This window comes from Rheinheimera mesophila (assembly GCF_000986865.1).
Classification (GTDB): Bacteria; Pseudomonadota; Gammaproteobacteria; order Enterobacterales; family Alteromonadaceae; genus Pararheinheimera; species Pararheinheimera mesophila.
In genome coordinates this window covers 21,150-33,849 of sequence record NZ_LAVS01000004.1, presented here as the reverse complement: position 1 = coordinate 33,849, position 12,700 = coordinate 21,150, and the positions used below count along the sequence as shown (strand labels likewise).

Annotated in this window: 12 protein-coding genes; 8 read left to right on the top strand and 4 right to left on the bottom strand. The window is 47.0% G+C overall.

Features of this window, described 5'->3' with window-relative positions:
- Nucleotides 1-45 precede the first annotated feature (45 nt).
- Entirely contained in the window at nucleotides 46-366 is a 321-nt protein-coding gene (gene clpS / locus SD53_RS02930) for an ATP-dependent Clp protease adapter ClpS (protein ID WP_046518731.1), read from the bottom strand.
- A gap of 255 nt (nucleotides 367-621) precedes the next feature.
- On the opposite strand from clpS, the gene cspD reads away from it, so the two are divergent.
- Nucleotides 622-843: a cold shock domain-containing protein CspD gene (cspD, locus tag SD53_RS02925; RefSeq protein WP_046518730.1), complete on the top strand. Its 222-nt coding sequence runs from the start codon at nucleotides 622-624 to the stop codon at nucleotides 841-843.
- A gap of 207 nt (nucleotides 844-1,050) precedes the next feature.
- On the opposite strand, the gene SD53_RS02920 is transcribed toward cspD, so the two are convergent.
- Nucleotides 1,051-3,273 (bottom strand): NADP-dependent isocitrate dehydrogenase, encoded by a 2,223-nt coding sequence (locus SD53_RS02920; RefSeq protein WP_046518729.1) that lies wholly within the window; start codon nucleotides 3,271-3,273, stop codon nucleotides 1,051-1,053.
- A 383-nt stretch (nucleotides 3,274-3,656) separates the two neighbouring features.
- Here SD53_RS02920 and SD53_RS02915 point away from each other — a divergent pair, with 383 nt between their 5' ends.
- The 5 genes from SD53_RS02915 to SD53_RS02895 all read left to right on the top strand — a co-directional run bounded on the left by SD53_RS02915 (nucleotide 3,657) and on the right by SD53_RS02895 (nucleotide 8,545).
- On the top strand, nucleotides 3,657-4,124 hold the full coding sequence (locus tag SD53_RS02915; RefSeq protein WP_046518728.1) for an NUDIX domain-containing protein: 468 nt from the start codon (nucleotides 3,657-3,659) through the stop codon (nucleotides 4,122-4,124).
- 75 nt (nucleotides 4,125-4,199) lie between these two features.
- Complete coding sequence (gene mnmA / locus SD53_RS02910) at nucleotides 4,200-5,300, top strand: tRNA 2-thiouridine(34) synthase MnmA (protein WP_046518727.1); 1,101 nt, start codon at nucleotides 4,200-4,202, stop codon at nucleotides 5,298-5,300.
- 3 nt (nucleotides 5,301-5,303) lie between these two features.
- Nucleotides 5,304-5,942, top strand: coding sequence for a high frequency lysogenization protein HflD (hflD, locus tag SD53_RS02905; RefSeq protein ID WP_046518726.1), 639 nt, complete (start codon nucleotides 5,304-5,306; stop codon nucleotides 5,940-5,942).
- Nucleotides 5,943-5,951: 9 nt separating this feature from the next.
- Nucleotides 5,952-7,322: an adenylosuccinate lyase gene (gene purB / locus SD53_RS02900; protein ID WP_046518725.1), complete on the top strand. Its 1,371-nt coding sequence runs from the start codon at nucleotides 5,952-5,954 to the stop codon at nucleotides 7,320-7,322.
- Nucleotides 7,323-7,390: 68 nt separating this feature from the next.
- On the top strand, nucleotides 7,391-8,545 hold the full coding sequence (locus tag SD53_RS02895) for a ribosomal protein uL16 3-hydroxylase (protein WP_046518724.1): 1,155 nt from the start codon (nucleotides 7,391-7,393) through the stop codon (nucleotides 8,543-8,545).
- A gap of 136 nt (nucleotides 8,546-8,681) precedes the next feature.
- Here the strand turns inward: SD53_RS02895 and SD53_RS02890 are convergent, their stop codons facing one another.
- The gene (locus tag SD53_RS02890; RefSeq protein ID WP_046518723.1) at nucleotides 8,682-9,104 is read right to left on the bottom strand and encodes a DUF4826 family protein; all 423 of its coding nucleotides are present in this window, start codon (nucleotides 9,102-9,104) and stop codon (nucleotides 8,682-8,684) included.
- Nucleotides 9,105-9,319: 215 nt separating this feature from the next.
- Between SD53_RS02890 and SD53_RS02885 the strand changes: the two genes are divergently transcribed.
- On the top strand, nucleotides 9,320-10,360 hold the full coding sequence (locus SD53_RS02885) for a Leu/Phe/Val dehydrogenase (RefSeq protein ID WP_046518722.1): 1,041 nt from the start codon (nucleotides 9,320-9,322) through the stop codon (nucleotides 10,358-10,360).
- An 86-nt stretch (nucleotides 10,361-10,446) separates the two neighbouring features.
- Here SD53_RS02885 and SD53_RS02880 read toward each other — a convergent pair whose 3' ends face one another.
- A complete protein-coding gene (locus SD53_RS02880; protein WP_046518721.1) occupies nucleotides 10,447-11,151 on the bottom strand; it encodes a hypothetical protein in 705 nt (234 codons plus the stop codon).
- A gap of 314 nt (nucleotides 11,152-11,465) precedes the next feature.
- On the opposite strand from SD53_RS02880, the gene wecC reads away from it, so the two are divergent.
- On the top strand, nucleotides 11,466-12,698 hold the full coding sequence (gene wecC, locus SD53_RS02875; protein WP_046518720.1) for a UDP-N-acetyl-D-mannosamine dehydrogenase: 1,233 nt from the start codon (nucleotides 11,466-11,468) through the stop codon (nucleotides 12,696-12,698).
- Nucleotides 12,699-12,700: the final 2 nt, after the last annotated feature.

Sequence of the window (12,700 nt, the reverse complement as noted above, 5' to 3'; positions counted from 1 at the left end):
ACATCACTCCTAATCCACCTGAGTTACTACAGCAGTTGTTTGGCGTTAAGCCCGCTCCATCGTACATAACAACGGATGTTCGTGCTCTTTCGCATAAATGGACACTTGCTGAACTTTGGTCTCTGCTACCTCGGCGGTAAATACACCACAAACCGCCATACCTTCGTAATGCACTTTCAACATAATTTCGCTGGCTTTTTCATATTGCATATTAAAAAACCGGGTCAACACATCAATGACAAAATCCATCGGGGTGTAGTCATCATTATGCAGTATGACTTTATACAGAGAAGGAGGTTTCACCTGTTGCCGGGTTTTCTCCACTACTCCGTGATCTATTACGTTGTTTTCTTTATAACCGCTCATAAACTATAGCCACGCCTGTTCAAAGCATCAAAATTGCATTGATGAATTTTTTCACCGGACCCAAAGCCACTACAGGCTTTGCGGCCACTCTGTATGCCTTATCTTATAGATAGTACCTGCAACGCCCCTTTACAAGGGTGTAAAAAACTTGACTAGCTGCACAAATTATCTACAGTAAATGGTGGAGTCTGCCTGCAGCTCCCTGTTGCTCCGTCTTAGAATACAGAATTTAGCTAACTTAGAGAAGGAAGTAGTATGGCTACCGGTAAAGTGAAATGGTTCAATAATGCCAAAGGATTTGGGTTTATTCGTGAAGATGGCCGTGACGAAGACATCTTCGCCCATTATTCAACCATTAACATGGATGGCTACCGTACGCTGAAGGCCGGCCAGGACGTGGTATTTGACCTGTCTGAGGGCCCAAAAGGGTTACATGCAGTAAATATTGCACTGCCAGAAGGCCATAAACCTGAGTAAGGTTCTGAAGCTCACTATCCATATATGAAATGCCGGCCCAAGCCGGCATTTTTCTTTATTCTCTCCAATTCAAATGCCTAGAGGACCATTATGCTCCCAGCATCGTGCGCGTTTGCCGCCTAGCCGCAACATCAATTAGGTTGGGGAATATCTAAGTAAAAAGGCGCACTAGGCGCCTTTTAGTTACTTCATCAAATTGACAAAAAATTACAGTGCTGCTAAGGCCTGATTAAAGGTAGCACTTGGACGCATAGCTTTTGATGCTAACGCATCGTCTGGCTTGTAGTAGCCGCCGATATCTACCGCTTTGCCTTGCACAGAGTTTAATTCCTGCACAATTTTGGCTTCGTTTTCTGTTAACGCTTTAGCTAGCGGTGCGAATCGGGCCGCTAAAGCTGTATCTTTGCTTTGTGCCGCCAGCGCTTCAGCCCAGTAGAAGGCTAGATAGAAGTGGCTGCCACGGTTGTCCAACTGGCCTAGTTTACGGGTTGGTGATTTGTCGTTATCCAGGAATTTAGCCGTCGCCTGATCCAACGCATCTGCCAGTACCTGAGCTTTCGCATTGCCAGTCACCTGACTTAAATGCTCCAAAGATGCAGCCAACGCCAGGAATTCACCTAATGAATCCCAACGTAAGTGGTTTTCTTCAACAAACTGCTCGACGTGCTTAGGTGCAGAACCACCGGCACCAGTTTCAAACAAACCACCACCGTTCATCAGAGGTACGATAGACAACATCTTGGCACTGGTACCTAATTCCAGAATTGGGAATAAGTCTGTTAAGTAGTCACGTAATACGTTGCCTGTGACAGAAATGGTATCCAGACCTTGTTTCATCCGTTTTAAGGTGTGACGGGTCGCCTCTTCCGGTGCCATGATCTGAATATCTAAACCACTGGTATCGTGATCTTTTAAGTAACGTTCTACTTTAGCAATCAGCTGAGCATCGTGAGCACGGTTTTTATCTAACCAGAATACCGCAGGAGTTTTGCTTAAACGGGCACGGTTGACCGCCAGTTTGACCCAATCCCGGATTGGTGCATCTTTGGCCTGGCACATACGCCAGATATCACCTTGCTCGACGTTATGCTGAATAAGCACAGTGCCTGTCGCATCAACCACACGTACCTGACCCGCCGCTTTCATTTCGAAGGTCTTGTCGTGTGAACCGTATTCTTCGGCTTTTTGCGCCATTAAACCCACGTTTGGTACTGAACCCATAGTGCGTGGATCAAAAGCACCGTGTTCTTTACAGAAATTGATGGTTTCCTGGTAGACACCAGCATAGCAACGGTCAGGAATAATAGCTTTAGTGTCTTTTAACTTACCGTCCGGGCCCCACATCTGGCCAGACGAACGGATAGCGGCAGGCATAGACGCATCGATAATCACATCGCTTGGCACATGTAAGTTAGTGATGCCCTTATCAGAATTCACCATCGCCAGTGCTGGTTGTTTGGCATACACAGCTTTAATGTCGGCTTCAATTTCAGCTTTTTTATCGGCTGGCAGCTTGGCGATTTTTGCGTAGACATCACCTAAACCGTTGTTGGCATCGACACCCAATTCAGCAAAAGTGGCGGCATGTTTTTCAAATACTTCTTTGAAGTACACTGTCACCACATGACCAAACATAATAGGGTCAGAGACTTTCATCATGGTGGCTTTTAAATGCACCGACAGCAGCACGTCTTTCGCTTTTGCATCGGCAATTTCTGCGGCAATAAAATCACGCAGCGCTTTTTTGCTCATGGCTGAGGCATCAATGATTTCACCGGCTTTCACTGCGGTTTTTTCTTTCAGCACTGTGACGCTGCCATCCGCAGCCACATGCTCGATACGCACCTGTCCGGCCTCTTTAATAGTCACAGACTGCTCGCTACCGTAGAAATCACCAGCGCTCATATGAGCCACATGAGATTTCGACTCTTTGCTCCAGGCGCCCATAGAATGCGGGTTCTTACGGGCATATTGTTTGACAGAAGCAGGAGCACGACGGTCAGAGTTACCTTCACGCAGCACAGGGTTGACTGCACTACCTTTGATTTTGTCGTAACGGCTACGCGCTTCTTTTTCTTCGGCTGTTTTTGGCTCTTCCGGATAATCCGGCAGTGCATAACCTTTGGCCTGCAATTCTTTAATGGCCGCCACTAACTGAGGAATAGAGGCACTGATATTCGGTAGTTTGATAATGTTGGCTTGTGGCGTATTCGCCAGCTCACCTAAGGCGGTCAGAGCGTCTGGTTGACGCTGCTCTTCAGTCAGAAATTCAGGGAATAAGGCAATGATACGGCCAGCCAAAGAAATATCCTGAGTTTCAACTTCAATGTCAGCCGTTTTAGCAAAAGCCTGCACTATAGGTAAAAAAGAATAGGTGGCCAGGGCCGGGGCTTCGTCCGTAATAGTGTAAATAATATTTGAGGTGGTCATATCGTTTCCTGGATTTACAGCAAAATTGAGTCGTTAGCCAGGCACATCAGAGTTGAAGTGACCTGTGCTGTTTAAAACGTTACAGTTACTCGTGGTGCGCGAGTATAACAGCGCTGATTCTAAGCGCCTAGTCAAGGACATGCGCTTTACGACAGAAGTAGTAGATGCCCAAATACTGTCAGGCCTTATCCTACCTAATTGTCAGGCTAAAATGCAGCATCCGGCGGCCTGACCACTTAAGCAACACTGACGATTTATGGGCATCTTGCCGCAATTACAACAAAAGATCGGTTTTTTTGTCCATCTATGGCATAAAGAGCGCGCCTTGTTGGTTTTTTCTCTGTCTTCTTTTAACCAACACATCCATAGGAGGAGCCTCTTTTATGTCCCGACCTTTATTGCACTTAACCGTGGCCGCTGTGTTGTATTTTCAGGGTCGTTATTTATTGGTAGAAGAAAAAGATAAAAATTCTGGCCTTTTGGTACTGAATCAGCCTGCAGGTCATGTGGAAGAACAGGAGGATGTAGTCAGTGCCATAAAACGCGAGTTGTGGGAAGAAACTGGTTTAGACTTAGCCCCTGATGCCTGGTTAGGTATTTCTCAGCTTAAAGCCGCCAATGATCATTTTTATGTGCGGGTAAATTTTGTCTTTACCCCTGCTACGTTACCCACTCACTATCAGCCACAGGACGATGATATCAGGGCCTTGCACTGGTTGACTCTGGAGGAGTTACGCACTCATGCCCTGCCCGTGCGTAGTCCACTGGTGCTGGATGCCATCACGCAGTTTGAGCAAAACCAGTTGCTGCCGCTGTCTCAGATCCGAAATGTGGTCACAGATTCGCTTTGATTAACATTTTTTGGCAAAGAATTTGGTGCTATAATCCGCGCCCGTTCCCATCCAGCCAGTTAAAAGTACGGTGTAATGTCAGATAACAGCAGCAAAAAAGTCATAGTCGGTATGTCCGGCGGCGTGGATTCCTCAGTCTCAGCCTACCTGCTGATGCAGCAAGGTTATCAGGTCGAAGGCCTGTTTATGAAAAACTGGGAAGAAGATGATGACAGCGAATACTGCGCTGCTGCAGAAGATTTAAAAGATGCTCAGGCGGTCTGTGACAAGCTGGGTATTAAGCTGCATAAAGTCAACTTTGCCGCTGAATACTGGGACAACGTGTTTGAATATTTCCTGGCCGAATACAAAGCCGGCCGCACGCCGAATCCGGATATTATGTGCAACAAGGAGATTAAGTTTAAAGCTTTCCTTGAATTTGCTGCCGAAGCTTTAGGTGCCGACTATATAGCCACAGGCCATTATGTGCAGCGCCGCGAAGTCGACGGTCACTGGCAGTTATTGCGCGGACTGGACAGCAATAAAGATCAAAGTTATTTCCTCTACACCATAGGTGAAGAGCATGTAGCGCAAACCCTGTTTCCTGTCGGTCATCTGGAAAAACCTCTGGTACGCGCCATCGCCGAAGAACAAGGTTTAGTTACCCACGATAAAAAAGACAGTACGGGTATCTGTTTTATCGGCGAGCGCAAATTTAAAGATTTCCTGCAAAAGTATTTACCAGCCCAGCCTGGTGATATTTACACAGTAGACGGCGATAAAATTGGCCAGCACGATGGCCTGATGTATCACACTTTAGGCCAGCGCAAAGGTTTGCGGATTGGCGGCTTAAAAGATGGGGATGATCAGCCCTGGTATGTGGTAGCCAAAGATTTGGTCAATAACCGTTTGATTGTCGCTCAAGGCCATGATCACCCTAGCATGTTCTCTAAAGGCTTAGTTGCCAATCAATTGCATTGGGTCGACCGCACAGGACCGCAGCAGCTACTTCGCTGCACGGTCAAAACCCGTTATCGTCAGACCGATATTCCATGCACCCTGACCCCAATGCCGGATGGCACTGTGGTTGTGGTATTTGATCAGCCTCAAAAAGCCGTGACCCCGGGTCAGTCTGCTGTGTTTTACAGCGATGAGATTTGTTTGGGTGGTGGCATTATCAATTCGGCCATACAGTAATTTATGCAACACAGTATTGAGACTCAAACCCTTGCTCTGGCGGGTATGTGCCAGGCCCTGAAGCTTTTACAACAAGTCACCCGCACTAATGATGTCGCGCTTAGTGATTTGCAACTGTGTTTAGCCAGTATCGCGAACTTATCTCCGGCTGAACCTTTGGATATTTATGGCAAGGATCTGGCGAACCTCAAAGCAGGTTATCAGTGTCTGGTCGAGCAGTTAGGTGACAATCAGCGTAAAGATGTTGAACTGACCCGTTATGTGGTGTCCGTCATTGCGCTGGAGCGTAAACTGAGCAAAAACCGCGATAATCTGGATAACCTGGGTAAACGCTTATCCCGTTTAGAGCAGCAACTGCAGCATTTTGCCATTACCGATGAAAATATCATCGCCAATCTGGCGGATATTTATGTTGAATGCATCAGCTCGTTAGGCACCCGAATTCAGGTGGCCGGACAGCCAGAACTGCTGAAGCAACCGCTGGTGCAGCATAAAGTCCGGGCTTTGTTATTAGCCGCTATCCGTGCCGTGGTGTTATGGCGTCAGGCCGGTGGCAGTCGTTTGCATTTTATTTTCAAACGCAAAGCCTTGCTCAGTGAAGCCAAATCCGTGTTACAGACTATTGCCCCAACCCATTCATAGGAGCACCTAATGGAATTATCAGCATTAACCGCCATCTCCCCTGTCGATGGCCGCTATGGCTCAAAGGTAAGCGAGCTGCGCGAGTTTTTTAGTGAATATGGTTTAATCAAATTCCGGGTGACTGTGGAAGTGCGTTGGTTGCAAAAGTTAGCAGCTACAGCGGCCATTACAGAAGTACCGGCTTTATCCGACAGCGCCAATGCATTACTCAACTCAATTGTCGACAATTTCAGTCTGGCAGATGCACAGCGGGTCAAAGACATTGAGCGCACCACCAACCATGACGTCAAAGCTGTTGAATATTTATTAAAAGAAAAAGTAGCCAATCACGCTGAGTTAGCAGCGGTCAGTGAATTTATTCACTTTGCCTGTACCTCAGAAGATATCAATAACCTGTCACACGGTTTGATGTTAGGTGCAGCCCGAGATCAGGTACTATTGCCATTGTGCGACCAGTTATTAAGCGAAATCAAAACCTTAGCTCAGAAGTACAAAGCTATTCCTATGATGGCCCGTACTCACGGTCAGCCTGCCTCACCTACCACTTTAGGTAAAGAGATGGCGAACGTATATATGCGATTAAAGCGTCAGCGTGAACAAATTGCCAAAGTGGAGCTGCTGGGTAAAATCAACGGCGCTGTGGGGAACTACAACGCACATTTATCTGCTTACCCAAACCTGAACTGGCATCAGTTTGCAGAAGAGTTTGTCACCAGCTTAGGTTTAAGCTGGAACCCATACACCACGCAAATTGAACCACATGACTACATTGCCGAGCTGTTTGACGCCATAGCGCGTTTTAACACCATTCTGCTCGACTTCGACCGTGATGTCTGGGGTTATATAGCGTTAGGACACTTTAAGCAGCGCACTATTGCCGGTGAGATTGGCTCGTCCACTATGCCGCATAAAGTCAACCCCATCGACTTTGAAAACTCCGAAGGTAACCTGGGTCTGGCGAATGCCATATTCCAGCATTTATCGTCTAAGCTGCCGGTATCACGCTGGCAGCGCGATTTAACAGATTCGACTGTGCTGCGTAACTTAGGTGTAGGTTTTGCGTATACAGTGATTGCGTACCACGCCAGCCTCAAAGGCATCAGCAAACTGGAAGTAAACGAAGCCAACCTGCTCAGTGAGCTGGATCAGAACTGGGAATTACTGGCTGAGCCGGTTCAGACCGTCATGCGTAAATATGGCATTGAACAGCCCTATGAAAAGCTGAAAGAACTGACCCGCGGTAAGCGCATCACACCGCAGGATTTAGCTGTGTTTATCGACAAGTTAGAACTGCCGGAACAAGTGAAAACCGAACTTAAAGCGCTGCGCCCGGATAACTATATAGGTGCAGCTGTCGAGTTAGTCGATTTACTGAACTAAGCTTGGTGTTAACAAGTGATTTTTTACAGGGCGATTTTATCGCCCTGTTTTTATGGTGAACCAGAACTATGTACCAATTATGTTTAAATGAATTAACACCAGCGCAGTTTTTAGCAGAGTACTGGCAGAAAAAGCCACTGCTTATCAAAGCGGGCTTTAGAAACTTTATCGACCCAATCAGCCCGGATGAACTGGCAGGCCTTGCCGGTGAAGAAGAAATCGAATCCCGTATTGTCAGCAATAAAAATGCAGTCTGGGATATGGAAACCGGTCCTTTTGAAGATTTCAGCCATTTAGGCGAAGACGGCTGGACTTTGTTAGTGCAGGCTGTCGATCACTGGCACCCACAATCCGCCGCTTTGATCGAGCCGTTTCGTTTTATCCCGAACTGGCGTATTGACGATTTGATGGTGAGCTTTTCTACTGCAGGGGGCGGCGTGGGCCCGCATCTGGACCAATACGACGTGTTTATTATTCAGGGTCAGGGCAAAAGGCACTGGCGGGTCGGTATGCCGGACAGTAGCTTAAAACAGATTTGCCCTCACCCCCGTTTATTGCAGGTTAGCCCTTTTATCGACTGCATCAATGTGATCACTGAACCTGGCGATATTTTATATATTCCACCGGGTTGCCCGCATGATGGTATCTCTTTGGATCCCTCACTGAACTACTCGGTCGGTTTCCGTGCGCCAGCACAAAAAGATTTGCTGACAGGTCTGGCTGATCATCTGATCGATCAGGACATTACAGGTCAGCGTTTTACTGATCCAGAGCGTCAGGTCCCCGCTTCTGTAGGCGCTATCAGCGAGCAGGATTTAAACCAGGTTCAGGCTTTGCTACGTCAGTTAGTGGATGATAAAGCCTTTGCCGCAGAGTGGTTTGGCAGTTATATCAGTCATGCTAAACATGAACTGGATACCACTGAACCTGATCCACATTATGAAGCTGACGAAATTGCTGAGTATCTGGAAGAAGGCTCAGTGCTGGCGAAATTAGGTGGACTGCGCACTTTGTATTATCAGGCAGGCCCTGCAGAGGATATTCAGCTTTTCATCAATGGTGACCGCTTTTTAGTGCCAGCGAATGAACTCAAGACAGTAAAAATGCTGACCGATCAGGTGAGTCTTGCAGTCGAAGATTGCCAGCATTTTGCTGCTGACCATGGCCGCTTACAGTTGATCACTGTATTGATTAACAAAGGCTACTGGTATTTTACTGAGTAAAGCAAAGTACCTGGCAAATAAAAAACCGCCCTTTTTTGAAGTGGCGGTTTTTATGGTGCTGCTGAACTGGCGCCGTTGAACTGACGTTCAACATCCAGCCTAACGCGCTGTAAAGATTTATATACTTTGGATCGACTTAACTTTGCTTAGTCCAGAGCTCTTCTTTATCAAATAAATCATATAAACCATGGGCACGGTGGATCAGCAAATTAGCAAAATCCTTCTTCGTTTGATCAATAGCCCCTGAGCTCATGATTTGGTCGGCTTTGAGTTGCCAGTTTAATGAGAATGCTCTGACCGCTTCACGTGCATCTTTCGCGACTGACAATGGCAGATGATCTGTAGGTAAATCACCACTTATCACCCAGTATTGTTTGCGATCTTGGGCGGTAATCTTCCAAACCGCCATTAATGGTGTTAAATAACGAGATTCAGATACCGCGACGTTATCCGGCAGTATGCCCTTTTCTGCCAAATAAGCATTGGCTTTCTGGAACTGATGACGGGCCCATTCGTTATTGAGTTCTTCCCGTTGTTGCGCGGTTAGTTGTTCTTTCATTGCTGCTTTCCTTTCTCCAAGTCGCGCTACTTTATGTGACTCAATCGCTACAATCAAGAGCCAGCATAAATTGTCGACAATCATCTGGTCTTACCAGATTTTGTTTTTCGGTTCCGATGGCGAAAGCAGTGATGAAGTGGTACATTCCGCGGCGCAAAAAGCCCTTACGCCCTGCCCTCTATGGCGAGGTGAGTTATATCAACGGAGAATAAGTCGTGGCTGTATTTAACCATCCTGAATTTGATAACCATGAGCAAGTTGTATTCTGCAGTGATGAAAACACTGGTTTAAAGGCCATTATTGCTATTCATAGCACAGCCTTAGGTCCGGCAACAGGTGGCTGCCGTATGTGGGATTACGTCGCTGATGAAGATGCCTTAGTTGACGTGTTGCGTTTATCCCGCGGCATGACGTACAAAAATGCCATGGCGGGTTTGCCACTGGGCGGCGGTAAAGCGGTGATTATCGGTGATGCGAAAAAAATTAAATCCGAAGCTCTGTTTCGCAAGTTTGGTCAATTCGTACACTCATTGAGTGGCCGTTATGTCAGCGCTGAAGATGTTAATATCACCACAGGCGATATCATGATCGTCAACAAAGAAACGCCTTATGTGGCTGGCTTGGAAGGCTTGAGCGGCAACCCTGGCCCATTCACCGCACTGGGAACTTACCGTGGTATCAAAGCAGCAGCTAAGCATAAATTTGGCACCGATGATCTGAAGGGACTGACGGTCGCGGTACAAGGCTTAGGCAGTGTCGGTTTTTATCTGTGCGAATACCTGCATAAAGAAGGCGTAAAGCTGATTGTGACAGACATCAATCAGGACGCCGTTAGCCGCGCCGTTGCTCAGTTTAATGCGACAGCCGTGGGTTTGGATGAAATCTATGCAGTTGACGCCGATATCTATGCGCCTTGCGCTTTAGGTGCCACCCTTAACGACAGCACTATTGCGCAGCTCAAATGCAAAATCATTGCAGGTTGTGCCAATAACCAGCTCAAAGAAAGCCGTCATGGTGAACTGTTACGCCAAAAAGGCATTTTGTATGCGCCGGATTACGTGATCAACGCTGGTGGCATTATCAATGTGGCGATGGAAATGCGCGAGCAAGGCTACAACGCTGAAGAGTCTACCGCTAAGGTCAATCAGATTTACCATACGCTGATCACTATCTTTGAGCGCGCTGATGCGCAGCAAAAACCCACCAACGAAGTGGCTGATTTAATGGCGCAGGAAATTATCCGTAACGCCCGTTGATACTTATCCAGTTCAAGCGTTGATCAACAAAGGGGCTTAAAGCCCCTTTGTTATTTTCAGTCGTTTCCTGATGGAACCTTCTGTAGTTATTGATACCAGTCTGTCCAGTCTTTGGTCAGCCAGTACACTTGCAAACTGGCGGTTTCCGCAGCCAATTTTGAGAACAAATCATAGTTTGACAAATTCACCGTCAATAAGCAGTTTAAGCCACAATTCACCGGCCTGAAGGTTGCGCTGGATGCGGCATACACCTGTGCATTGAGCTGGTGCATTTGGGATAATTTCTTCACCCGCAGCGCATGGTAATCGCTGCTGATAAATAAATAGTTTTTGGTTTTATCCAGCTTTTGCTCCAAAGAGGCAAACTCATGATAAGTGGTTGGTCCGCCATCAAAACAGGAGATAGCCGCATACTCTGTTTTCTGCTTTAACAGTTCTTCATAAGGCGCGCAGTGCAAGGTTGTCATATACACATGGGCGGGCCGCTGCTGCGCATTCATCATCAAAGCCAACTGATTAATTCGATTACTGGCACAATCCGGTAAACTATGCTCGTTGCCGCCACAGCCCAGCAGCACATAGTCGCCATTAAACTGAGCAGGCAGTTCCGCGGTACTAATCTGGGTGTTGTACCAATGCCGCACCTGATTGGCCAGCAGCGTATTACCAGTTAAATAAAACCACATCAGCAGCAACCACAAGCCTTTATGGCGGTAGTACAGACAGGCGAAAAAAAACAGCCAGAGAAATATATTCTGCGGGTATAAAAAGGGTTCTAAAAAATCTTTCACTTTCTGATCCTTGAACTGTATCAGTCACTGTTTATACCCTAAGTAATTGATGTTGCGGTGAAGCGACAAGTGCTCGAGCCCCCAGGAGCATAGTTCACCTATGTGATTGGGGCGAGAGCACGCAGTCAACAAAACTGCAGCTTCAAGTACGACGGGTATGCAACGATACCACAGAGTCACTAAGTCACCATTCAGCTAACACTGTTATTTTATTAAAAATTTTTTCAACTGCCGCAGTCTGTGATCTAAGCTTTCTGGCGTGCTGTGGTAAGATGTCAACACAGAAAGAGCCAACAAGGTTAATGGAGTTCGTTATGTTTAAAACGGTATCAGTGATTGGTTTAGGGTATATTGGCCTGCCTACGGCTGCCATGTTGGCATCACGCAAACTGCGTGTGATTGGTATAGATGTGAATCAACACGCTGTGGATACGATCAATCAGGGTAAAATTCATATCGTTGAGCCTGAACTGGATATGCTGGTGCATGCCGCAGTGACAGGCGGTTACTTATCAGCGCAAACCAGCCCGGTTGCTGCTGATGCCTTTATGATTGCGGTGCCTACCCCTTTTTTTGATGATCTGTCACCGGATTTAACTTATGTTGAAGCGGCCGTAAAATCTATTGCCCCTGTGCTGGCAAAGGGGAATTTAGTTGTGCTGGAGTCTACCAGTCCGGTCGGTACCACAGAAAAAATCTGTCAATGGATCAGTGAAGCCCGTCCTGATTTAACAGTACCTACAGACTCGGCTCAGCCAGATATTCATGTGGCCTATTGCCCTGAGCGTGTGTTACCCGGCCGCGTGGTTTATGAACTGATTGCCAATGACCGTATTGTTGGTGGCTTAACGCCAGCCTGTTCGGAAAAAGCCAAAGCGCTGTATCAAACCTTTGTCACAGGTGAATGTTTAGTCTCAGACGCCCGCACGGCTGAAATGTCGAAACTGACTGAAAATGCCTTCCGCGACGTCAATATCGCTTTTGCTAACGAGTTATCTTTGATCTGTGACGAGCTGAAGATCAACGTTTGGGAACTGATCAAAATGGCAAACCGCCACCCTCGCGTAAATATTCTGACGCCAGGTGCGGGTGTAGGTGGTCACTGTATTGCCGTAGACCCCTGGTTTATCGTGCACTCCGCCCCAGAACAAGCCAAACTCATTCGTACAGCCCGTGAAGTGAACGACTTTAAGCCGCAATGGGTATTGCAAAAGATATTATCTACCGTCGCCAACCATGCGCTGCATAAACCTTCTATCGCCTGCTTTGGTCTGGCCTTTAAGCCGGACATCGACGATTTACGGGAAAGCCCGGCTTTGCATATCGTCAATGATTTAGCCGCAGCTTATCAGGGCAAGATTTACGCTGTTGAACCGAACGTTGAAAAAACCAATAAGCTGGCGTCCAACGTCGAATTGGTCTCAGTAGAACAAGGGTTAAAAGCAGACATTGTGGTCATTCTGGTGAACCACAAAGGTTTTGCAGATTTAGATTTCAGCAAAACGACTCTGATCAACGTTGTAGGCCCACTGCGCTCTGCTCACTAAAT

What these genes read in the sequence shown, in the direction of transcription:
- hflD (WP_046518726.1), top strand. Translation starts at nt 5,304, where the DNA reads ATGCAACACAGTATTGAGACTCAAACCCTTGCTCTGGCGGGTATGTGC.
- purB (WP_046518725.1), top strand. Translation starts at nt 5,952, where the DNA reads ATGGAATTATCAGCATTAACCGCCATCTCCCCTGTCGATGGCCGCTAT.
- clpS (WP_046518731.1), bottom strand. Translation starts at nt 366, where the DNA reads ATGAGCGGTTATAAAGAAAACAACGTAATAGATCACGGAGTAGTGGAG.
- SD53_RS02920 (WP_046518729.1), bottom strand. Translation starts at nt 3,273, where the DNA reads ATGACCACCTCAAATATTATTTACACTATTACGGACGAAGCCCCGGCC.
- wecC (WP_046518720.1), top strand. Translation starts at nt 11,466, where the DNA reads ATGTTTAAAACGGTATCAGTGATTGGTTTAGGGTATATTGGCCTGCCT.
- mnmA (WP_046518727.1), top strand. Translation starts at nt 4,200, where the DNA reads ATGTCAGATAACAGCAGCAAAAAAGTCATAGTCGGTATGTCCGGCGGC.
- SD53_RS02890 (WP_046518723.1), bottom strand. Translation starts at nt 9,104, where the DNA reads ATGAAAGAACAACTAACCGCGCAACAACGGGAAGAACTCAATAACGAA.
- SD53_RS02895 (WP_046518724.1), top strand. Translation starts at nt 7,391, where the DNA reads ATGTACCAATTATGTTTAAATGAATTAACACCAGCGCAGTTTTTAGCA.
- SD53_RS02915 (WP_046518728.1), top strand. Translation starts at nt 3,657, where the DNA reads ATGTCCCGACCTTTATTGCACTTAACCGTGGCCGCTGTGTTGTATTTT.
- cspD (WP_046518730.1), top strand. Translation starts at nt 622, where the DNA reads ATGGCTACCGGTAAAGTGAAATGGTTCAATAATGCCAAAGGATTTGGG.